Source organism: Ruegeria sp. AL12 (assembly GCF_056540885.1).
The window spans coordinates 1,553,396-1,574,437 of the sequence record NZ_JBQFXN010000001.1; the positions used below are offsets into that span (position 1 = coordinate 1,553,396).

Below are 21,042 nucleotides of genomic sequence, written 5' to 3' on the forward strand. Positions count from 1 at the left end.
AGACCCATGACCGAAGCTTATATTTATGACGCCCTGCGCACCCCGCGCGGCAAGGGCCGCAAGGATGGCAGCCTGCACGAGGTGACCTCGGTACGCCTGTCCGCCCTGACCCTGAACGCGATGAAGGAACGCAACAACCTGGAAGGCCACGCCGTCGAGGACGTGATCTGGGGCAACGTCACGCAGGTGATGGAGCAAGGCGGCTGTCTGGCGCGCTCGGCTGTTCTGGCCTCGGATCTGGACCAGTCGATCCCCGGCCTGGCGATCAACCGCTTCTGCGCGAGCGGGATGGAAGCCGTGAACCTGGCCGCAAACCAGGTCAAGGGCGGAGCTGGCGACGCCTACATCGCCGGTGGCGTCGAGATGATGGGCCGTGTTCCCATGGGCAGCGACGGGGCGGCGATTGCCGTTGACCCCTCTCTGGCGATGGAGACCTACTTTGTGCCGCAGGGCATCTCGGCCGACATCATTGCCACGGAATACGGGTTCAGCCGCGATGACGCGGACGCTCTGGCGGTTGAGTCGCAAAAGCGCGCGGCGGAAGCCTGGGCGGAAAACCGGTTCGAAAAGTCGATCATCACGGTCAAAGACCAGAACGGCCTGCCCATTCTGGACCGCGACGAGTACATGCGGCCGGGCACCGACATGCAAAGCCTTGGCGCGTTGAACCCGTCCTTCCAGATGATGGGCGAGCAGATGCCCGGTTTCGACAAGGTGGCGATGCTGAAATACCCACATCTTGAGCGTATCAATCACATCCACCATGCGGGCAACAGCTCGGGCATCGTGGATGGGGCTGCGGCCGTGCTGATCGGCAACAAGGAATTTGGTGAAAAATACGGCCTGAAACCCCGCGCACGCATCAAGGCCACCGCCAAAATCGGCACCGACCCGACCATCATGCTGACCGGCCCGGTTCCTGTGACCGAGAAGATCCTGGCCGATAACGGCATGAAGATCAGCGATCTGGACCTGTTCGAGGTCAACGAAGCCTTTGCCTCGGTCGTGCTGCGGTTCCAGCAGGCCTTTGATGTGGATCCGGCGCTGGTCAACGTCAACGGCGGCTCGATCGCGATGGGTCACCCGCTGGGCGCAACCGGTGCGATCATCATCGGCACCTTGCTGGATGAACTGGAGCGTCAGGACAAGGAAACCGGTCTGGCCACGCTCTGCATTGCGTCCGGCATGGGTGCGGCAACGATTATCGAGCGGGTCTGATGCCCAAGCTGGATCTCTCTCAGATCCCGTTCAAGGGGGGCTCGTCCTATCCGGGCAAGCTGGCCGAGGCGACCGCTGGTCGTTTTGTGCAGCGCGTCGGGGATGCGGGCGGGCTGACCCAGTACGGGGTCAACATCGTGCGGCTGGAGCCTCGGGGCCTCTCGTCGCTGCGCCACTACCATATGGAGCAGGACGAGTTTGCCATCATGCTCAGCGGCAAATGCGTGCTGATCGATGACGATGGTGAGCATGAGATGCTGCCCGGTGACTGCGCCGCTTGGCCCGCTGGTGAGGCCAATGGCCACCACCTTGTGAACAAGACCGATGCGCCCGCGACCTTTCTGGTGGTGGGCACACGGACCCCGACCGAGACCGGCTATTACAGCGACATAGACATGATGGTGAAGGATGATGAAAACGGATTCTCTTTCACCCGGAAAGACGGCAGCCCGCTGACGGCTGACCAGATTGGAGATGACAATGACTGATTTCACTCTGACCAAAGACGCGGACGGCGTCGCCTTTGTGACCTGGGACGCCCAGGGAAAATCCATGAACGTGCTGACCCGCGAGGCTTTTCAAGAAGTCAGCCAACTGATTGATCAGGCCCTGAGCGACGACGAGATCAAAGGTATTGTCATTACCTCGGGCAAGGAAGGCTCGTTTGCCGGCGGAATGGACCTGAACACATTGGCCACCATCCGTCAGGAAGCCGGGGACGAACCTGCGCAGGCGTTGTTTGATTTCGTCATGGGCGGACATCACATCCTGCGCAAGCTGGAATTGGCGGGCATGGACCCCAAGACCAAGAAAGGTGGCAAGCCCATCGCCTGCGCGATCAACGGAACCTGCGCCGGGATCGGGACCGAGATCGCACTGGCATGTCATCACCGCGTCATGACAAGCAATCCAAAGTCCAAGATCGGGCTGCCCGAAATCCTGCTGGGCATCTTCCCCGGCGGCGGCGGCACCATCCGTTACAGCCGCATGGTGGGCGCCATGGCGGCGGCCCCGGTGCTGCTTGAAGGCAAGATGATGGATCCGGCCAAGGCCAAGGGCGCGCAGTTGATCGACGCAGTTGCCGACGATCCGGTCGCTGCGGCCAAGGAATGGGTTCTGAATGCCAAGGACGCCGACCTGGTGAAACCCTGGGACGCGAAGGGCTACAAGATGCCCGGTGGCGCGCCCTACCACCCTGCCGGTTTCATGACCTTCGTTGGCGCGAGCGCCATGGTTCATGGGAAAACGCAAGGCGCCTTCCCTGCGGCCAAAGCCCTTCTGAGCGCGATCTATGAAGGCGCGCTGGTCGACTTTGACACCGCTTTGAAAATTGAAGCCCGCTGGTTCACCAACGTTCTGATGAACCCGTCCTCGTCGGCGATGATCCGGTCACTGTTCCTCAACAAGGAAGCGCTTGAAAAAGGCGCGGTCCGCCCGAAAGATGTGCCCGATCAGCGTGTCAAGAAGATCGGCGTTCTGGGCGCTGGCATGATGGGGGCCGGTATCGCGCTGGTTTCTGCCCAAGCTGGCATGGAAGTCGTTCTGGTCGACCGCGATCAAGAGGCAGCCGACAAAGGCAAAGCTTATACCGAAACCTATCTGGACAAGGGTATCAAGCGCGGCAAGGTCACGGCCGATAAGAAAGAGGCCATGCTGGCCCGCATCACGGCGACACCGGATCTGGACCATCTGAAAGGGTGTGACCTGATCATCGAAGCCGTGTTTGAAGACATGGGCGTAAAGGCCGAGATGACCAAAAAGGTCGAGGCGATCATCCCGGAAGACTGCATCTTTGCCTCGAACACCTCGACCCTGCCGATCACCGATCTGGCCAAGGCAAGCGTGCGTCCCGATCAATTCATCGGCATCCACTTCTTCTCGCCGGTCGAGAAGATGTTGCTGGTCGAGATCATCAAGGGCAAGGAAACCGGTGATCGCGCCGTTGCCAAAGCGCTCGACTACGTGCGCCAGATCCGCAAGACGCCGATCGTGGTCAACGATGCGCGCTTCTTCTACGCCAATCGCTGCATCATTCCTTACATCAACGAAGGCGCACGGATGATCACCGAAGGCGTGAGCCCCGTGCTGATCGACAACGCCGCACGTCAGTTGGGCTTTCCGGTTGGTCCGATCCAGCTGACCGATGAAACCTCGATTGATCTGGGCGCCAAGATCGCCCGTGCGACCAAGGCAGCCATGGGCAATACCTATCCGGAAAGCCCCTCGGACGATCTGATCTTCTGGATGGAAGAACAGGGCCGCCTGGGCCGCAAGGCAAACGCCGGCTTCTTCGTCTATGACGAAAAGGGCAAACGCGTCGAATACTGGAAGGGTCTTCAAGAGAAGTATCCACTTGCCAAAGACCAGCCCGACCTGATCGAAGTACAGGAGCGCCTGATGTTCGCGCAGGTTCTGGAAGCGGTTCGGGCGCTGGAAGAAGGTGTGCTGGAAGACATCCGTGAAGGCGACGTGGGCGCCATTCTGGGCTGGGGCTTTGCGCCGTGGTCCGGTGGCCCACTCAGCTGGCTGGACATCATCGGCACGACCTACGCAGCCGAAAGATGTGATCAGCTGGCCGAGAAATATGGCGAACGCTTTGCCTGCCCGCCGCTGCTGCGTGAGATGGCCGAGAAGGGTCAAACCTTCTACGGGCGCTTCAACCCCGAAGCAAAAGCTGCCTGAAACAGTGATGCAGGCGCGTGAGTTCACACGCCTGCATCGTTTTTGTCAGTGTTTGGTTAGATCTGCCATTCGGGCCGCAAAAACAGCACCGGTGCGTTTGGACGCCCCGGTCGACCCGGCCGCCTGACCCCAGAGGGCGGACGGATCGGAAATATCGGTTCCTGCGGAATGGGTGCAGGCAGGGCACCCAATGGATTGGCAAGGGCCGACATATCGCCCCTGCTTGCAATCTGGTTGACCAACTCTGTGCCGGTCTCTTCATCGGCGACATCGTAACCGGCCCCGCTGACCCTGCCGCGCATGTTGAACAGGCCGGAAGGGCAGTAAGCTTGCAGGCCGCCCTCGACAAAAATCACCTGATCTTCGTCGAAAAACAGGGACCGGACCTCAAACGACGATCCCGGTGCCTGCGACATAAACCGACCCACGCCATTCAGCAGTCTTGCGGATACGACGGAACACCCGCTGACATCGGCATCAATCTGCGACAGGTTCAGAGCGATGCCCTGTTCGGGCATCAGCCAAACGGGGCGCCCGTTATACGCGGCGCGTGCAGGTACGAAAACCGGCAAATACTCGGAACGGCGCTCTTCGGCAGGAATGACCACGACGCTGGTCGAGATGCGGCGCACCTCTTTGAACCCGTGATCCAGAGTTCGGACCAGATCGCCGACTGCAATGCGCTCAACCGGTTTCCACCCGCTGGTCGTCGCAACCTTCGTGCCGTTCAAAAAGCCACCACGGCGCGCGTTCACGGCGTGGTTCAAACCGGATGGATCAGTTTCCGACGACTGATCAAGATAAACAGAAATACTCGTAACTTCAGACACGTGCCTAACCCCCTTTGGCACAAACTCACTATGCAAAACAGCTAACATCAAAAATCGAGGCCGTCTTATTTCGGACATATTTATGCCCAATTTGAGCCGTCTCAGCGCGTTCCCAGGGCGATTTGGTGAACACTCACAAGGCATAAACAGGCTTTTGTGCAATTTTCGAAACGGTCAGCATGCATGGATCTTGCGAATCCATCTGCACCTGATCCGTTGAAATGCCCCCCTTGTTGAGGTTGCAGCGCGCAAAATCCGTTGGCAGTGCGCGGTTGTACGTGTCAGGCAAGTTCCTGCTGGGTGGATGACCGCCTGGCCCGCCAGCCCAGCAAAACCCCAGCCGCCGCGATCAGGACAATCCCGAACACCTGCATCAAATCGAGGGTCTGACCCAGTGCGACGAATGCAAAGAGCGGCCCGAAAATCATCACTGAATACTCGAACACGGCCACGTAAGAGGTCTCGCCTACCTGATAGGCTTTGATGAGCATGAAGACCGCAATGGTCGACCCGACGGCCTGAACGACAATCCATGGCAGCGCGGGCCCCACTTCCCAGACCCAACCCCGTGTAACAAAGCCATCCGGCCCGTCCAGCGTGGCAACGGGTGCAACCGTGAACAAGGCGGCGCCCACGGACCCTGACAGCCCAAGGGTAATGACCATGGCTGCCAGCATCGCAACCGTGCTTTCGCGCGCGCAATATGTCCGCGTCATGATCGAACTCAAGGCATAGAAAAAACCTGCGGCGACTGGAAAAACCGAACGCATGTCGAATTCGACCGGGTTGGGTTGCAAAACCAGAAGGGTGCCCGAAAAACCGACCAGCACAGCCAGAATGCGCCAGGGCCCGATCTTTTGCCCAAGCGCAAAGGACGAAATCAGCAGCACGAAAATCGGCGAGGTGAACAACCCTGCCAGGGCTTGCGCAATCGGCATCATCGACAGCGACGCAAAATAGAAAAACATGGCCGTCGCAATCAGAAGACTGCGTAAGATGACCGCCCTCCACCGTTGCGGCCTCAGCCCGCCCAGCCCCATAAGGGACAGGCCGACAATCAGCGGCAGCATCAGCAATGCCCGCATGAAATGGAATTGCCACAGCCCGACCGTCTCGGCCAGCAGGATCACAACACTGTCGATCACGCCGATAATAGCCATTGCTGCGACCATAAGGGCTGAAGCCAGCACCGGAGAGGTGGTCGTGTCTGCCTGCATGTTCGCGCCCTTGTTGCGATCAAAGATCGGCGATCTTATTCCTGACAGGTATCCAGCACAAATCGGAATACCTGCGCAACAGGTTTGCGCACGGCGTTTTCACCATGCTAAGCTGCGGCAAAACTATTTCGAGCAGACCCCAACCAGATGACGGCCCTGAAACAGTACCAGCGGATCGAAGCCACCGGTCTGTGGCGCCCTTCGCCCGATGAACAGCGGCGCGAAGTCGTGGTATCGATTGGCAAGGCGACCCTGACCATTTCCGATTTCAATGACAGGGCTTTGACGCATTGGTCTTTGGCGGCGCTTGAACGGCAGAACCCCGGCGCCTTTCCGGCTGTTTTTTGCCCCGACGGTGATCCGGATGAGACACTGGAACTGGGAGAATCCGAAACCACGATGCTTGAAGCGATCGATCGGCTGCAACGTGCCATCGAACGCTCGCGCCCCCATCCCGGCCGTTTGCGCTGGATGAGCGTCGGAGGCGTTGTGGCCGCGGTTCTGGCCGTATTGTTGTTCTGGCTGCCCGGTGCGTTGCAAAACCATGTTGTCTCGGTCGTGCCCGAAATCAAACGGCAGGAAATCGGAGACACGATCCTGCGTCGGATCGAACGCGTCTCGGGACCGGCCTGTTCTTCCGTGGATGCGCAGGCTTCACTGGATCGCTTGGCCAGTCGTACGGGCGTGCGGCAGATCGTTATTCTGCCCGCCGGCGTTCAGGACAGCCTCAGCTTGCCGGGTGGCACCGTTCTGTTGAACCGGGCGCTGGTTGAAGACCACGAAGACCCTGCTGTCGCAGCAGGCTATGTTGTTGCAGAGCGCGCGCGGACGGCGCTCAACGACCCGCTGGATGATCTGCTGGACAGAACCGGGGCGGCGTCGGCCTTTCGGCTGTTAACGACCGGGGAACTGACACCTGAGATCATCGACACCTATACCGAACAGGTCCTCTCGCAGCCCCGACCTTCCCTTCCGGACGAAGACTTGCTGGCGATGTTTTCGCAAAGCGCGCTGCCTTCCACCCCTTACGCCTATGCTCAGGATATTACCGGAGAGTCAGTATTGGGCCTGATCGAGGCTGATCCCATGGCCGGCCGGACACTGGAACAGGTGTTGCCGGACCGTGATTGGGTCCGGCTGCAAAACATATGCGGTGAATAAGCCGGTTTACTTGGTTCCAAACATCCGGTCGCCCGCATCGCCCAGTCCCGGCATGATATAGCCTTTCGAGTTCAGCTCGCGGTCCAGTGCAGCGGTGACGATGTGCACATCCGGGTGCGCCTCTTTCATACGCGCCACACCTTCCGGCGCGGCCAACAGGCACAGAAAGCGGATATCTGTCGCCCCCGCCTCTTTCAGCAGGTCAATCGCCGCGGCCGAGCTGTTGCCGGTGGCCAGCATCGGATCCACCGCGATAACCAAACGGTCTTTCAGGCTCTCGGGTGCCTTGAAGTAATACTGCACGGGCTTCAGCGTTTCTTCGTCGCGATACAGACCGACAAAACCGACGCGCGCAGAAGGAACAAGCTCCAGCACCCCATCCAGCATCCCGTTTCCAGCACGCAGGATCGACACCAGCGCCATTTTCTTGCCCGCCAGAATGGGTGCATCCATTTCTTCCATCGGTGTTTCGATATGGCGCGTGGTCAACGGAATTTCGCGCGTGACCTCATAGGCCAGCAGCAGCGTTATTTCGCGCAGCAACTGCCGGAACACGGCGGTCGATGTGCCCTTGTCCCGCATGAGCGTCAGTTTGTGTTGCACCAGAGGGTGATCGACGATGGTCAGATGTTCGCTCATGTTATCTCCAGTCTTTTCTTGATCCGCGCGCGGGTAGCGTCATCGCAAAAGGCCGCTTCCAGAGCGGTTTCGTTCAGGGCCGCAAAATCTTCGGCCTTCCAGCCAAAAGCTGCGTTCAGCATTTCATATTCCCGCCGCATGGTCGTGTGAAAAAATGGCGGGTCATCCGTTGAGACGGTGACCTTCACGCCCGCATTACGCAAAGCCGCGATTGGATGTGTCGCAAAATCCGGGAAAAGCCCCAGAACCACATTCGATCCCGGACAGACCTCAAGAGTGATGTCCCGGTCGACCAGTTCGCGAACAAGGTCCGGATCCTCGATGGCGCGAACACCGTGCCCGATGCGCTCGACCCCCAGATCACGGACGGCATCGCGCACGCTTTGAGGGCCTCCGAACTCACCGGCATGTGTCGTCAGCCGCAGGCCGGCCTCGCGCGCGCAGTCGAACGCCCATTTGAAATCGCCCTGAGCGCCAACGGATTCATTGCCACCCATGCCAAAACCGGTGATCCAGTCGCCCGCAGTCTCTGCCGCGCAATAGGCGCTGCGCTTGGCTTGATCGGGGCCGAAATGGCGCACACAGGTAATGACGCCGCGCAGGGTGATGTCAAACTTGCGCTCGGCCTCGTCCGCCGCGTCCTGAATGGCGTTCAGATAGTCCCGCCAGGCGTGCAGGTCGCCGCCGCCACAAAAATCGGGGCTCAGAAAAGTCTCAGAATAGACGACACCGTTTTCGGCGCTTTCTTCGAGAATGGCCAATGTCAGCCGCCGAAAGTCTTCGGGCGTCTTCAGGACTTCGCAAGCAGCTTCATACACATTCAGGAAATGCGCGAAATCGCGGAAATCATAGGATCCGTCCGGCTTGAAGATACCGCTCAGATCCACCCGTTTTTCATGCGCAAGCTGACGTATGAATGCCGGGGGGGCGGCGCCTTCGTGATGCAGGTGCAGTTCTATTTTCGGCAGATCGGCGACGCTCATAGAAAGTTCCTTCCCGGCCCTTGCGCCGGAATGTTCAGGTGATGGGCGATGCTGGCGGCAATATCGGCAAAGTCTACCTGGCCGATCTGCCCCGTGCCCGACCCGGAAATCAGAACCGGCACTTGTTCACGTGTGTGATCTGTCCCGGTCCAGCTGGGATCATTGCCATGATCGGCGGTCAACACCAACAGGTCGCCGGGGCGCAGCCTGGCCAGAATCTTGCCGATCTCGTGATCGAACCATTCCAATGCTCGGGCATAGCCGCTGATATCGCGACGGTGGCCGTAAAGGCTGTCGAATTCAACAAAGTTGGCAAAAGTCAGGCTGCCCTCTTCGGCGTCATCCACCAGATCTGAAAGGTGCCGCATGAGTTCAGCGTCCGACCCTTTGCGCAGCGTGTCGATACCCTGCATGGAAAAGATGTCGCCGATCTTGCCCACCGCGTGCACCGTCCGCCCGGCATCCTGCACCCAATTGGTCAGAACCGGTGCCGGCGGCAGAATGGCGAAATCCTTGCGGTTGGTTGTTCGTTCGAATCCCGCCTCTGGCGAGCCGACAAAGGGGCGCGCGATGACACGGCCCACTTTCATTTCGTGCAAGCGCGGTGCAAGGGCGCGGCACATGTCCAGCAAACGGTCCAGCCCGAAACTCTCTTCATGGGCTGCGATCTGAAACACACTGTCGACTGAGGTGTAGCAGATCGGCCAGCCGGTTCGCATATGCTCGGCACCCAGTTCAGCGATGATCGCCGTGCCCGAGGCGTGGCAATCGCCAAGGATGCCTTCGGTTCCGGCGGCCTGGGCCGCTGCGCGGCTCAGGTCAGCAGGAAAAGCCGGAACCGTATCCGGGAAATAGTGCCAATCCCACGGCACCGGCAGACCTGCCAGTTCCCAGTGGCCCGAGGGCGTGTCTTTGCCGGGCGAATGCTCGCGCGCGCAGCCCCACAGCCCATTGGGTTTCGCGTTCAATCCGGGGGTTGCGTCCCCAGACGCCAGCCGCGCAGCCGCACCCAAACCCAGCGCGTCGAGGTTCGGCAGGTTCAAGGGGCCCGAGCGCCCGTCTTCGGCCCGCCCTTCGGCACAGGCCTGCGCGATATGGGCCAGCGTATTTGCCCCGCTATCCGGGACGTCGCCATTGAAAAAGCGATCGGCATCAGACGCACCGCCTATTCCAACGGAATCCATGACGACGAGAAATGCACGGCTCATACGCTGATCCTTTCGTGGATCAGATCCGGAAGCGCCGGGGCCGTATCGCTGATCTCAATCGCGCTCAGCACGGTTTCTGCGGCTCGGCGCGCGGCATCTTCCCGAGCAGCATGGATCACTGCAATCGGCGCTCCCTTTGACACGCGGTCCCCAAGCCGAAGAATACTGGATATCCCGACGGAGGGGTCGATCTCATCACTTTCGACCTGACGGCCACCGCCCAGCGCAACCACGGCAAGACCCAGAGCTTCTCCGTCAACGGCCGAGATGAAGCCGTCCCGCGGGGCCGGAACCTCTTGGATGACATTCGCCTCAGGCAGGAACCGGGCCCAGGTATCGACAAACTGAACCGGGCCACCGACCGCTGCCATCATGCGCCCGAACCGTTCGGCAGCGCGGCCGTCACGGATGATTTCAAAGATCTTCTCACGCCCTTCCTCGACCGTTCCGCACATTCCTGCATCGGTCAGCAGGACCCCCCCCAGCTCGGCGGAAATGTCTGCCAAAGGGGACGCATTCGACATGGTCAGCACCTTCATCACTTCCGCGACTTCCAAGGCATTGCCCAACGCCGGGGCCAATGGTTGGTTCATATCCGTGATCACCGCCGACGTGCGGCATCCTGCTGCGTTTGCGGTCTGGGTCAATGCGGTGGCCAATTTGCGGGCATCTTCCATCGTTTTCATGAAAGCACCGCTGCCGGTTTTGACATCCAGAACCAGTGCATCCGGGCTGGCGGCCAGTTTCTTGGACAGGATCGACGCTGTGATCAGATCCAGGCTCTCGACCGTCGCGGTCACATCCCGCACTGCATAAAGGCGCTTGTCTGCCGGCGCGATCTGGCCCGTCGCCCCGACGATGGCCGCGCCGGTATCGCGTAAAATCTGCGCAAGACGGTCCTGCCCGATCTGAGTGCTGACCCCCGGTATCGCCTCAAGCTTGTCCAGCGTTCCGCCGGTATGCCCAAGACCCCGGCCCGAGATCATTGGGACATACGCCCCACATTCCGCCAACGCCGGAGCAAGAACCAGGCTGACGCTGTCCCCGACCCCTCCGGTCGAGTGCTTGTCGATCACCGGCCCATCCACGTCCCAGGTCAGAACGTCACCGCTGTCGCGCATCGCAATCGTCAGATCCGCACGCCCCCGAGGGCCCAATCCGCCCATGCAGACAGCCATGGCGAATGCCCCGGCCTGCGCGTCGCTGACGCTTCCATCCGCAAGCCCCTGCGCAAACCAGATCAGCTCCTCGCGCCCGGGCACTTCCTGCCTGCGCAGTTTTGCTATGATCGAGCGGGCATCCATGCGTTCAGACATCCTCCATATGTGACGCGTCGAATGCGCCCGGCAACAAATCCCCGATGGTTGTCTCGAATTCAGCGCCGTCCACGGTTGCAAGGGTAACCTTCACATCGCGCTTGCCAAACTCGGCCAGTTTCTGGCGACACCCACCGCAAGGCGGCACAGGCTGAGGGCTGGAGGCGACCACATAGACCTCGGTCAGTTCCTGCTCTCCTGCGGCGACCATCGCGGCGATTGCGCCGGCCTCGGCACAAGTGCCTTCGGGATAGGCCACGTTTTCAACGTTGCACCCGGAAAAGATCTGACCCGTCGAAGCCCGAAGCGCTGCGCCAACCTTGAAATTCGAATAAGGCGCATAGGCGTTTTCGCGGACTGACAAGGCAGCGTCTTTGAGCGACATGGCGATTCCCCGTTTTTTATCATCCGGTCAGAAATTTGGATCGTTACGTAAAAAGGCCGAGGAATTGAAGCCCCCAGCCAATGTTTTTCCGTCAGCCCAGTGTTGTCGTGAACGTACCGGGCAAGGTGACTTCCAGCAACTCGATGTTGTCCGAGGGCGAGGACAAGCGCGTGCGCATCCCGGGCGGGATGACAAAAGCGTCTCCTTGCTCCAGCCGGCAGGGCTCGCGCCCCTCGCCTTCCAGCGTGACCGCCCCGTTCATCACGAAGGTAAAGTGAATGTCCGTATCGTGACTGGCCCATTCGGTATCGCCCTGCCCCTTGCGGACGACCTGGACGCCAGCGACCCCTTTGGTGTTCTCGGCAATCGTCGTATCGCGGCAGATGTAACCCGGAAGACGGAATGGCACCCATTCAGCGCCCTTGGCCTGGTTGAAGACAAAGCGTTGTCCCTGCCATTCACGGTCCGGGCGAAAATGCGGCGTGGGAAGCTGCATGTCATGGTCGATTTCCGTGACATGTTCCGCTGGCACACCTATCTCGATGACCTGAACATTGTCTGACGCCTCGAGCACGCGATGACGAATTTCCGGCGGCTGGATAAAGCAATCCCCTGCGGTCAGGCGCATTTTTTCTCCCTGATCCTCGTAGACGACATCCACCCAGCCATGAATGCAGAATATCAGCTGGAAACCGACTTTGTGAAAATGCACCATATCGGGCACCGGGCCCCCGTCCGGGATGCGGATATGGCTGGCGATGATCGATCCGCCCAGACGATCCGGCACCAGATCGCGATAGTGCATCCCCGCCCGACCGATGATCCATGGCGCCTGATCCTTGAGCCTGCGCACCACGAAGGAATGAACCGTTTCAGGCATCACCAGCGGCGGGTTACGCTCTTCGATTTCGATCCGGGTCCCATTCGGCGCGACAAGAACGCGTTGGCCATCTGCAAAGCTTTCCGGGTCATCTGTCAGGATGCGCAATGTTCCCGGACCTTCGGGCGCGTCTTTTTCAATCCGCAGCCGCAGACCGTGCCCTGAAAACACTGCGACGCGCGGATCGTCCGCGGGATAGATCATGTCCATCTGCATCCCCAACACCTTGGTATAAAAGGGGATGTCGTTTCGAATTTCCTGGGTAGGCAAACGAAATTCAGCTTGGGTCCGGGAAGGCTCGGATGTCTTTGTCATGAGATGTCTCGTCAGAACTCGATTTGGACCATCCGATCAGAACAGAGGCCAAAATGCCAATCGAAAAGAACATCTCGAGCGTTTCTTCCATCACGAAAAGCCGCGTCTCCATAACTGACGACAAAGCTTGGCCGTGCAGCCCGGTTAATTCTTCAAGAAGCTGAGCGATGACGGCAAGACAGCCAGCCGCAATGAACACGATCATAAAGGACGCGCGCCGCTTGACCGCACGCCATCCCGTCGGGATCCCGTGCCAGATGACACCTCCCAGGACAACGCAGGCCAGCAAAACCCTGACCAGAGTGACGTCCAGCACCGCATCCAGACCGTCAAGGATAAGAAACGGCAAGCTGCCTTCAGGATAAACGCCTGCTTCCAGCTCACGCTCGGCCAACAAAAGGAATGTCAGCCCGATATACAGCCGGGTGACACCCGGATATCGCCACAAAGCGGCCACACCCGCTGCAAACAAACACGCCGCGGAAATTGTTTCAAACAACCCGCCTTCCTGATTGAAAACCAGTACCTGTTCTGGCCAGATGCCAACAGCACCAAGAAGCACAACACACGACAGCACCGCAAACCAAAGGGTTAGCCGCACAACTTCGGTATCCGCCACAGAACCGGAGAACAGGCCATCGACCTGATCATTTGCCTTGAAAGTCATTACTGCTTCGTCTTGCCTGAGTGTTTGTTCGTTTCGCAAAGTTGCTTAGATGTAAAAAAAATATGTCAAAATTCAACCCATTTCGGGTGTGCAACTGCGCCACGTCGGCAAAATTACGCAACGTAGCCAAGCTTGGACGAATAGTTTAATGTTAAATCAAATTCTAAGAGGGAACTGAAACTTCAATGTCTGACACCCCCAGCCTGCGACAGGCCGCGCTTGACTATCACGCCCATCCGAAACCCGGAAAACTTGAGATCAAGGCCACGAAACCGATGGCCAACGGTCGCGATCTGGCGCGCGCCTATTCGCCCGGCGTGGCCGAGGCCAGCCTTGAAATCAAAGCCGACGCCGCAAACGCGGAAAAGTACACGGCACGCGGCAACCTTGTCGCCGTGGTATCCAACGGCACCGCGGTTCTTGGTCTGGGCAACATAGGGGCGCTGGCCTCGAAACCGGTGATGGAGGGCAAAGCCGTCCTGTTCAAGAAATTCGCTGGCATTGACTGTTTTGATATCGAAGTAGACCAGCCTGATCCTGAAAAGCTGGCGGATATCGTCTGCGCGCTGGAACCGACATTCGGGGCCATCAACCTGGAAGACATCAAGGCACCGGATTGTTTCATTGTCGAAAAGCTGTGCCGCGAGCGTATGAACATTCCCGTTTTTCACGACGATCAGCACGGAACCGCCATTGTCGTCGGGGCCGCAGCCAAGAACGCTTTGCATGTGGCGGGGAAATCCTTTGCGGACATCAAAGTCGTATCAACCGGTGGCGGGGCTGCGGGGATTGCCTGTTTGAACATGCTGGTGAAACTGGGTGTGAAACAGGAAAACATCTGGCTGTGCGACATTCACGGGCTCGTCTACGAGGGGCGCGCCGAGGATATGAACCCGCACAAGTCGCAGTTTGCGCAGAAAACGGAATTGCGGACTCTGGATGATGTCATCGGCGATGCGGATCTGTTTCTGGGCCTGAGCGGTCCGAATGTCCTGAAGCCTGAAATGGTTCAGAAAATGGCAGATCGTCCGATCATCTTCGCACTGGCCAACCCAACGCCAGAAATCCTGCCTCAGGCCGCGCGTGAGGTTGCACCAGACGCGATCATTGCCACCGGGCGCAGCGATTTTCCCAATCAGGTCAACAACGTATTGTGCTTTCCGTTCATCTTCCGGGGTGCTCTGGATGTGGGCGCGACAGAGATCAATGACGCGATGCAGATCGCCTGCGTCGACGGTATTGCGGAAATGGCCCGCGCGACGACAAGCGCCGAGGCCGCAGCCGCCTACAAGGGCGAGCAACTGACCTTTGGGCCGGATTACCTGATTCCGAAACCTTTTGATCCGCGTTTGGTGGGTGTCGTCTCATCTTCCGTTGCCAAGGCAGCCATGGAAAGCGGCGTCGCTAAGCGCCCCATTAAAGATCTTGAGGCCTATAAGGAAAAACTCAACCAGTCTGTTTTCAAGTCGGCGCTTTTGATGCGCCCCGTATTCGAGGCCGCGGCCGTCGCATCCCGTCGCATCGTATTTGCCGAAGGCGAAGATGAAAGGGTGCTGCGGGCTGCACAAGCCATTCTTGAGGAAACGACGGAAACGCCGATCCTGATCGGACGTCCCGAAGTCATCGAATCCCGATGCGAAAAACTGGGCCTGACCATACGCCCGGGCACAGACTGCCAGATCGTGAACCCGGAAAACGATCCGCGTTACTACGATTACTGGAGCTCATATCATCAGATCATGCAGCGCCGAGGTGTGACCCCGGATCTGGCCAAGGCGATCATGCGCACAAATACAACCGCCATCGGCGCAATCATGGTGCATCGGGGCGAGGCTGACAGTCTGATCTGCGGCACGTTCGGCGAATATCGCTGGCATCTGAACTATGTTGAACAGGTGCTTGACGATGGCAACCTGCGTCCGCACGGCGCGTTGTCGCTGATGATTTTGGAAGACGGCCCCCTGTTCATAGCCGATACGCATGTCCGGCAATTGCCGACGCCCGAAGAACTGGCGGAATCCACCATTGGCGCCGCGCGGCATGTTCGCCGATTTGGGATCGAACCCAAGATCGCATTCTGTTCGCAATCACAATTCGGCAATCAGGCGGAAGGATCGGGAAAACGCCTGCGCGCTGCATTGGACATCCTGGACCAGAAACCGCGCGACTTTGTCTATGAAGGCGAAATGAACCTGGATGCGGCCCTTGATGCGGATCTTCGGGCGCGGATTTTTCCGGGATCTCGCCTACAGGGCGCGGCAAATGTGCTGATCTTTGCTCATGCGGATGCGGCCAGCGGCGTACGCAATATCCTGAAAATGAAAGCGGACGGGATCGAAGTTGGCCCCATTCTGATGGGGATGGGCAACAAGGCGCACATCGTCACCCCGTCCATTACCGCACGCGGATTGCTGAACATGGCTGCCATCGCGGGGACCCCGGTGGCGCATTACGGGTAAGCCGGCCGCCCGACGCCCAAAACCGCATCCCCCACGGGGGTGCGGTTAACACAATTCTCACCTTTTGACTGCTATATGCCGTTGCATCTCCGTGGGAGCCATAGGGCACGCGGAAGAAGGACGAATTGGCATTGCGCCGAGTCGCCTCGGACGTGATCTTTTGCACGGTTGAATTTGCAAGTTTGCAAAATGGCCTCTTCGGCGCAGAAAATCCAATGCTGGAAAAGAAGTTTGCAAAAATTTGCAAGCTGTTGCGCGAATTACTGCAAATATTTTGCGATAAACTGACGCGTCGTCATTTGACTCGCTTGCCGGATAGTTTTCTGGGTCCTAACACAAAGACCAAGTCGTTGTGAGGAGGACGAGATGGCGTATCAGGACGTTTATGACAGTTGGAAGAAAGACCCCGAGGCGTTCTGGATGAGCGCCGCCAAGGGGATCGATTGGGTCAAAGAACCCAGCAAAGCCCTTTTCGACGACAACGCGCCTTTGTATGAATGGTTCAGCGACGCACGGGTCAATACATGCTGGAACGCCGTGGACCGCCACGTGGAAAACGGGCGCGGCGAGCAGACCGCCATCATCTATGACAGCCCGATCACCCATACCAAGCGCGAGATTTCATATGTCGAGCTGCGCAACCGCGTGGCCAATCTGGCCGGTGCGCTGCGGGCGAAAGGCATCGAGAAAGGTGACCGCGTCATCATCTACATGCCGATGATCCCCGAGGCGCTTGAGGCGATGCTGGCCTGCGCTCGTCTCGGTGCTGTGCATTCCGTTGTGTTCGGCGGATTTGCCAGCAACGAACTGGCGGTCCGTATCGACGACGCCAAACCCAAAGCCGTCATTGCGGCGTCCTGCGGTTTGGAACCTGGCCGGGTCGTGCACTACAAGCCGCTTCTGGACGGCGCCATCGAACTTGCCGAGCACAAGCCGGATTTCTGCGTCATCTTTCAGCGCGAACAGGAAGTTGCTCAGTTGATCGAAGGGCGCGACTACAACTGGCACGGGTTCCAGTACGGTGTCGAACCGGCGGAATGTGTTCCCGTCGACGGCAACGATCCGGCGTACATCCTGTACACTTCGGGCACCACGGGGGCGCCCAAGGGCGTCGTGCGCCCCACTGCCGGGCATCTGGTGGCACTGAACTGGACCATGAAGAACATCTATGACGTTGATCCCGGTGATGTATTCTGGGCGGCATCTGATGTGGGTTGGGTCGTTGGACATTCCTATATCTGCTATGCCCCCCTGATCCACGGCAACACGACGATTGTGTTCGAAGGCAAACCAGTCGGCACCCCTGATGCGGGAACCTTCTGGCGCGTGATCTCTGAACATAAGGTGAAAAGCTTCTTCACCGCCCCTACGGCGATCCGTGCCGTGAAACGAGAAGACCCCAAAGGCGAATTGATCGCCAAGTATGATCTGTCTCATCTGCGGGCACTGTATCTTGCGGGGGAACGGGCTGACCCCGACACCATCATCTGGGCGCAGGATGCGCTGAAGGTTCCGGTGATCGACCATTGGTGGCAGACAGAAACCGGATGGGCCATCGCCGGAAATCCGCTGGGCATCGAAGAGCTTCCGATCAAGCTGGGTTCGCCCGCGAAACCGATGCCCGGCTATGACGTGCAAATTCTCGACGAAGGCGGCCACCCGATGAAAGCCGGCGAACTGGGGGCCATCGCGGTCAAACTGCCATTGCCTCCGGGCACCCTGCCGACCTTGTGGAACGCCGAGGAACGGTTCAGGAAATCCTATCTTGAACATTTCCCCGGGTATTATGAAACCGGCGATGCCGGCATGATCGACGAGGACGGATATCTTTACATCATGGCCCGCACCGATGATGTCATCAACGTCGCGGGCCACCGTCTGTCGACCGGGGGGATGGAAGAAGTGCTTGCCGCTCACCCGGATGTGGCCGAATGCGCGGTGATCGGTGTATCGGATCAGCTAAAGGGTCAGATGCCCGTTGGGTTCCTGTGCCTGAATGCTGGCGCTGATCGGGATCATTGCGACGTGGTTCAGGAGGTCGTCAAGATGGTGCGGGAAAAGATCGGCCCGGTGGCGGCCTTCAAACTGGCCGTCGTCGTCGATAGGTTGCCCAAGACACGTTCGGGTAAAATCCTGCGGGGTACGATGGTGTCGATTGCAGACGGTCAGGATTACAAAATGCCTGCAACGATCGATGATCCAGCCATTCTTGACGAGATCAAAGAGGCCTTGCAGACAATCGGTTACGCCAAGTAACCCGGGGGGCGGCATTAGCCGCCCATTTTTTTGTCTTCTCTTGCAACCCGAAGCAGCGCCTCTACTGTCACGTTAAGACAGTGAGGACCCATGACACAGACCGATATCTGGCGTCTCAGCGCCACAGACCTGACCACCCTGACCAGACGCGGCGACCTTAGTGCGACCGAGGCGGTTCGGGCCTCGATCGAGCGAATGGATGAGGTCAACCCGCATTTGAATGCGGTGGTGGAAGACCTGCGCGAGCAAGCGTTGGAACGTGCCGAAGCGCTGGACAATGCGCGGGCCGGTGGCAAACCCACGGGTCCGCTGCATGGTGTGCCGGTCACGATCAAGGTGAACGTTGATCAAAAAGGCCATGCCACAACCAACGGTGTCGTCGCATTGAAAGATGTGATTGCACCGGATGACGCCCCGGTTGTGAGCAATCTGCTAAAGGCCGGGGCTGTTGTTGTCGGGCGGACCAACACGCCCGAGTTCTCTTTCCGCGCCGACACGGACAATCCGCTGTATGGCCGCACGCACAACCCCTGGGGTCGGCATATCTCGCCCGGCGGCTCTTCCGGTGGGGCTGGCGCTGCGGTCATGGCCGGAATCGGCGCGCTGGCCCACGGCAACGATATCGGCGGCAGCCTTCGCTTTCCCGCAGCGGCCAACGGAGCCGTGACGGTGAAACCCGGGCTGGGGCGTGTCCCAGCATGGAACCCAAGCCAGAAAGTCGAACGCGGTTTGCTGGCGCAGTCGATGTCAGTTCAGGGCCTGATAACCCGGTCGGCTGCTGACCTGCATCTGTCCATGCCCAGCCTGATCGCCGCCGACGCGCGTGACCCGTTTCACGTGCCGATGCCCTGGCGTGGTCCTGATCCCGACGCGCCCGTCAAGGTGGCCTTCACCAAGAACACATTCGGCTATGCCCTGCACCCCGAGGTGGAAAAAGCGCTCGACACGGCGCGGGACGCACTGACCGATGCGGGTTATGTGGTGCAAGAGATTGAACCGCCTGATGTATTTGAATGCGGTCGGATCGGTTACCGTACCCTGATGGGCGAAGTGCTCACGCTCATGCAGTCAGATATCGAAGCGGCCGGTTCGAAAACCATTCAGAATATCTTTGCGGTCTATTTCCAGGAATTCCCGCCTATTGTCGAAACCGAGATGGTTCAGATGCTGGCCAAGCGAAGCCACTATGCGCGGGAATGGTCCCTGTTTATGCAGGATTACCCTTTGGTGCTGTCGCCTTTCCTGCCACAACCGTTCTTCAAACCTGACCGGGACACCGAAGGCGCCGATGGAGTGCATGAGGTTCTGGGGTGCGCCGTTTATTCCTATGCCATGAACTTTCTGGGCCTGCCTGCGGCATGTGTCCCGGCCCGGCTGGCTGAATTGCCTAAGGGCCCCCAGCCGATCAATGTTCAGATTGCGGCACAGCGTTGGCGCGAAGATCTGGCGGTGGATGCGGCCGCGGCAATCGAGGCACGCGTGGGCCAAATGTGCCTGCCGCTTTGGGAGAAGTCAGAGTAGCAGGGCTGCTGCAAAAAATAGACCCCGGGACATTGTACCCGGGGCCCGACTGCTAAAATAAGCCCGGATTTCTGATGACGAGCGTAGCACCACCCACCCTCGCCAGCGCAAAATCTGCGCAATCATTCGAATACGCCGTTCAGGTGGCCACTCACTCCCACCTTGGCGTGTTCTCCGGGCAATTTCACATTAGCCAATTGCCAATAGATTCCCTGTGAACTGCTTCACACAGCTTCAAAAAATCCTCGCAGAGACGCAAATTTATGTGAATTGCTCGGAAATCAGTCGTTCTTCCAAACCGTGCCCGGGGTCGAAAAGAATGCGATGTGAAATCGTAGGCTCGGACCGGATTTCGACCCAGTCAATGTCTGGGAAAGCTACGGAATCAGCGGCAACGATAACGGGTCGCTTGTCCGCATCCAGCACATCGAACCGTACCTTCGCGATTTTTGGCAACAAGGCACCACGCCATCGGCGGGGGCGGAATGCGGCGATTGGGGTCAACGCGAGAACGTCCGAACCAATCGGCAGAATAGGCCCGTGTGCCGAGTAGTTATACGCCGTGGACCCCGCCGCTGTGGACAGCAGCGCTCCATCGCATACAAGTTCATCCATTCGCTCGCGGCCATCAACGCTGATCTTCAGCCGCGCGGCCTGCGGGCCTGCCCGCAACAATGACACTTCGTTGATCGCCAACGCCTCGTGCAGCTTTCCGGACTGATCCATCGCCCGCATCGCCAGCGGATTGATGACCTCTTCCTCGGCATCCTCCAGGCGGGCCATCAGGTCGTCTTCGTGATACTCGTTCATCAGGAACCCGATTGTGCCACGGTTCATCCCGTATACCGGTGTATCAAGATGCTGCATGTTGTGAAGGGTATGCAACATGAAGCCATCCCCCCCAAGAGCAACCACAACATCTGCGTCGCGGGGCGCCGCATTACCGTGTTTGGACACCAGAGCATCCCGGGCCGTTTGCGCCACTTTGACCTCACTGGCAAGAAAGGCGATTCTTTTTTTCATGTTTTCCGGTTTCCGGTGCTGCACATTTGGTTCCGAAACAAACATACCTTTCCCCGATAGGCCAGTCTTGACGCCGCAGCGGGCCAAATCGTCGCTTTAAGCCTTTTGCAAATGTGGCGTTTCCGATAGGAAATCCGCAAGATTTTTACCCAGCCATGTGGAGCGCCCATGAACGCCAATCTTCGTGATACCGGATTTTTCACCCAGTCCCTTTCTGATCGTGATCCCGAGCTTTTTGGCTCGATCACGTCGGAACTGGGTCGTCAGCGCGACGAGATCGAG

18 protein-coding genes are annotated in these 21,042 nt (G+C 58.9%); 8 read left to right on the forward strand and 10 right to left on the reverse strand.

Annotated elements, in window-relative coordinates; genetic code table 11:
• The first annotated feature begins 6 nt into the window (after nt 1-6).
• The 3 genes from ACR0C6_RS07810 to ACR0C6_RS07820 are packed head-to-tail and all read left to right on the forward strand — an operon-like array spanning nt 7 to nt 3,900.
• A complete protein-coding gene (locus ACR0C6_RS07810; protein WP_152457420.1) occupies nt 7-1,218 on the forward strand; it encodes an acetyl-CoA C-acetyltransferase in 1,212 nt (403 codons plus the stop codon).
• Nucleotides 1,218-1,706 carry a cupin domain-containing protein gene (locus ACR0C6_RS07815; RefSeq protein WP_170347235.1) on the forward strand — a complete coding sequence of 163 codons (489 nt, stop codon included), beginning with the start codon at nt 1,218-1,220 and terminating at the stop codon, nt 1,704-1,706. Before ACR0C6_RS07810 ends, ACR0C6_RS07815 begins: the two co-directional genes overlap by 1 nt.
• On the forward strand, nt 1,699-3,900 hold the full coding sequence (locus ACR0C6_RS07820; RefSeq protein ID WP_480444589.1) for a 3-hydroxyacyl-CoA dehydrogenase NAD-binding domain-containing protein: 2,202 nt from the start codon (nt 1,699-1,701) through the stop codon (nt 3,898-3,900). Before ACR0C6_RS07815 ends, ACR0C6_RS07820 begins: the two co-directional genes overlap by 8 nt.
• Nucleotides 3,901-3,956: 56 nt before the next feature.
• On the opposite strand, the gene ACR0C6_RS07825 is transcribed toward ACR0C6_RS07820, so the two are convergent.
• Nucleotides 3,957-4,730 (reverse strand): Hint domain-containing protein, encoded by a 774-nt coding sequence (locus ACR0C6_RS07825; RefSeq protein WP_480618795.1) that lies wholly within the window; start codon nt 4,728-4,730, stop codon nt 3,957-3,959.
• Between the two features lie 281 nt (nt 4,731-5,011).
• Nucleotides 5,012-5,947 (reverse strand): DMT family transporter, encoded by a 936-nt coding sequence (locus tag ACR0C6_RS07830; protein WP_480618796.1) that lies wholly within the window; start codon nt 5,945-5,947, stop codon nt 5,012-5,014.
• Nucleotides 5,948-6,094: 147 nt separating this feature from the next.
• Here ACR0C6_RS07830 and ACR0C6_RS07835 point away from each other — a divergent pair, with 147 nt between their 5' ends.
• Entirely contained in the window at nt 6,095-7,108 is a 1,014-nt protein-coding gene (locus ACR0C6_RS07835; RefSeq protein WP_152457416.1) for a hypothetical protein, read from the forward strand.
• A 6-nt stretch (nt 7,109-7,114) separates the two neighbouring features.
• Here ACR0C6_RS07835 and upp read toward each other — a convergent pair whose 3' ends face one another.
• The 7 genes from upp to ACR0C6_RS07870 all read right to left on the reverse strand — a co-directional run bounded on the left by upp (nt 7,115) and on the right by ACR0C6_RS07870 (nt 13,501).
• The gene (upp, locus tag ACR0C6_RS07840; protein ID WP_152457415.1) at nt 7,115-7,747 is read right to left on the reverse strand and encodes a uracil phosphoribosyltransferase; all 633 of its coding nucleotides are present in this window, start codon (nt 7,745-7,747) and stop codon (nt 7,115-7,117) included.
• On the reverse strand, nt 7,744-8,730 hold the full coding sequence (locus ACR0C6_RS07845) for an adenosine deaminase (protein ID WP_480618797.1): 987 nt from the start codon (nt 8,728-8,730) through the stop codon (nt 7,744-7,746). Before ACR0C6_RS07845 ends, upp begins: the two co-directional genes overlap by 4 nt.
• Nucleotides 8,727-9,938 (reverse strand): phosphopentomutase, encoded by a 1,212-nt coding sequence (locus ACR0C6_RS07850; RefSeq protein WP_480618798.1) that lies wholly within the window; start codon nt 9,936-9,938, stop codon nt 8,727-8,729. Before ACR0C6_RS07850 ends, ACR0C6_RS07845 begins: the two co-directional genes overlap by 4 nt.
• Nucleotides 9,935-11,242, reverse strand: a complete 1,308-nt coding sequence (locus ACR0C6_RS07855) for a thymidine phosphorylase (protein WP_480446162.1) — start codon at nt 11,240-11,242, stop codon at nt 9,935-9,937. The genes ACR0C6_RS07850 and ACR0C6_RS07855 overlap by 4 nt, the downstream gene beginning before the upstream one ends.
• 4 nt (nt 11,243-11,246) lie before the next feature.
• Nucleotides 11,247-11,639 (reverse strand): cytidine deaminase, encoded by a 393-nt coding sequence (locus ACR0C6_RS07860; protein WP_152457412.1) that lies wholly within the window; start codon nt 11,637-11,639, stop codon nt 11,247-11,249.
• A gap of 91 nt (nt 11,640-11,730) precedes the next feature.
• Entirely contained in the window at nt 11,731-12,834 is a 1,104-nt protein-coding gene (locus ACR0C6_RS07865; RefSeq protein WP_480618799.1) for a cupin domain-containing protein, read from the reverse strand.
• On the reverse strand, nt 12,797-13,501 hold the full coding sequence (locus ACR0C6_RS07870; RefSeq protein ID WP_480618800.1) for a hypothetical protein: 705 nt from the start codon (nt 13,499-13,501) through the stop codon (nt 12,797-12,799). The genes ACR0C6_RS07865 and ACR0C6_RS07870 overlap by 38 nt, the downstream gene beginning before the upstream one ends.
• 185 nt (nt 13,502-13,686) lie before the next feature.
• Between ACR0C6_RS07870 and ACR0C6_RS07875 the strand changes: the two genes are divergently transcribed.
• The 4 genes from ACR0C6_RS07875 (at nt 13,687) to ACR0C6_RS07890 (ending at nt 19,737) form a co-directional block, all read left to right on the forward strand.
• Nucleotides 13,687-15,960, forward strand: a complete 2,274-nt coding sequence (locus ACR0C6_RS07875; protein WP_171329025.1) for an NADP-dependent malic enzyme — start codon at nt 13,687-13,689, stop codon at nt 15,958-15,960.
• A 125-nt stretch (nt 15,961-16,085) separates the two neighbouring features.
• Nucleotides 16,086-16,316 (forward strand): hypothetical protein, encoded by a 231-nt coding sequence (locus tag ACR0C6_RS07880; protein ID WP_152457408.1) that lies wholly within the window; start codon nt 16,086-16,088, stop codon nt 16,314-16,316.
• Nucleotides 16,317-16,326: 10 nt separating this feature from the next.
• Nucleotides 16,327-18,216 (forward strand): propionate-CoA ligase PrpE, encoded by a 1,890-nt coding sequence (gene prpE / locus ACR0C6_RS07885; protein WP_480618801.1) that lies wholly within the window; start codon nt 16,327-16,329, stop codon nt 18,214-18,216.
• Nucleotides 18,217-18,306: 90 nt separating this feature from the next.
• Nucleotides 18,307-19,737, forward strand: a complete 1,431-nt coding sequence (locus ACR0C6_RS07890) for an amidase family protein (RefSeq protein ID WP_480618802.1) — start codon at nt 18,307-18,309, stop codon at nt 19,735-19,737.
• A gap of 261 nt (nt 19,738-19,998) precedes the next feature.
• Here the strand turns inward: ACR0C6_RS07890 and ACR0C6_RS07895 are convergent, their stop codons facing one another.
• Complete coding sequence (locus ACR0C6_RS07895; RefSeq protein WP_253282455.1) at nt 19,999-20,760, reverse strand: NAD kinase; 762 nt, start codon at nt 20,758-20,760, stop codon at nt 19,999-20,001.
• Nucleotides 20,761-21,042: the final 282 nt, after the last annotated feature.

What these genes read in the sequence shown, in the direction of transcription:
- ACR0C6_RS07895 (WP_253282455.1), bottom strand. Translation starts at nt 20,760, where the DNA reads ATGAAAAAAAGAATCGCCTTTCTTGCCAGTGAGGTCAAAGTGGCGCAA.
- ACR0C6_RS07850 (WP_480618798.1), bottom strand. Translation starts at nt 9,938, where the DNA reads ATGAGCCGTGCATTTCTCGTCGTCATGGATTCCGTTGGAATAGGCGGT.
- ACR0C6_RS07855 (WP_480446162.1), bottom strand. Translation starts at nt 11,242, where the DNA reads ATGGATGCCCGCTCGATCATAGCAAAACTGCGCAGGCAGGAAGTGCCC.
- ACR0C6_RS07860 (WP_152457412.1), bottom strand. Translation starts at nt 11,639, where the DNA reads ATGTCGCTCAAAGACGCTGCCTTGTCAGTCCGCGAAAACGCCTATGCG.
- ACR0C6_RS07865 (WP_480618799.1), bottom strand. Translation starts at nt 12,834, where the DNA reads ATGACAAAGACATCCGAGCCTTCCCGGACCCAAGCTGAATTTCGTTTG.
- ACR0C6_RS07870 (WP_480618800.1), bottom strand. Translation starts at nt 13,501, where the DNA reads ATGACTTTCAAGGCAAATGATCAGGTCGATGGCCTGTTCTCCGGTTCT.
- ACR0C6_RS07810 (WP_152457420.1), top strand. Translation starts at nt 7, where the DNA reads ATGACCGAAGCTTATATTTATGACGCCCTGCGCACCCCGCGCGGCAAG.
- ACR0C6_RS07835 (WP_152457416.1), top strand. Translation starts at nt 6,095, where the DNA reads ATGACGGCCCTGAAACAGTACCAGCGGATCGAAGCCACCGGTCTGTGG.
- ACR0C6_RS07815 (WP_170347235.1), top strand. Translation starts at nt 1,218, where the DNA reads ATGCCCAAGCTGGATCTCTCTCAGATCCCGTTCAAGGGGGGCTCGTCC.
- upp (WP_152457415.1), bottom strand. Translation starts at nt 7,747, where the DNA reads ATGAGCGAACATCTGACCATCGTCGATCACCCTCTGGTGCAACACAAA.
- ACR0C6_RS07875 (WP_171329025.1), top strand. Translation starts at nt 13,687, where the DNA reads ATGTCTGACACCCCCAGCCTGCGACAGGCCGCGCTTGACTATCACGCC.
- ACR0C6_RS07820 (WP_480444589.1), top strand. Translation starts at nt 1,699, where the DNA reads ATGACTGATTTCACTCTGACCAAAGACGCGGACGGCGTCGCCTTTGTG.
- ACR0C6_RS07845 (WP_480618797.1), bottom strand. Translation starts at nt 8,730, where the DNA reads ATGAGCGTCGCCGATCTGCCGAAAATAGAACTGCACCTGCATCACGAA.
- prpE (WP_480618801.1), top strand. Translation starts at nt 16,327, where the DNA reads ATGGCGTATCAGGACGTTTATGACAGTTGGAAGAAAGACCCCGAGGCG.
- ACR0C6_RS07830 (WP_480618796.1), bottom strand. Translation starts at nt 5,947, where the DNA reads ATGCAGGCAGACACGACCACCTCTCCGGTGCTGGCTTCAGCCCTTATG.
- ACR0C6_RS07890 (WP_480618802.1), top strand. Translation starts at nt 18,307, where the DNA reads ATGACACAGACCGATATCTGGCGTCTCAGCGCCACAGACCTGACCACC.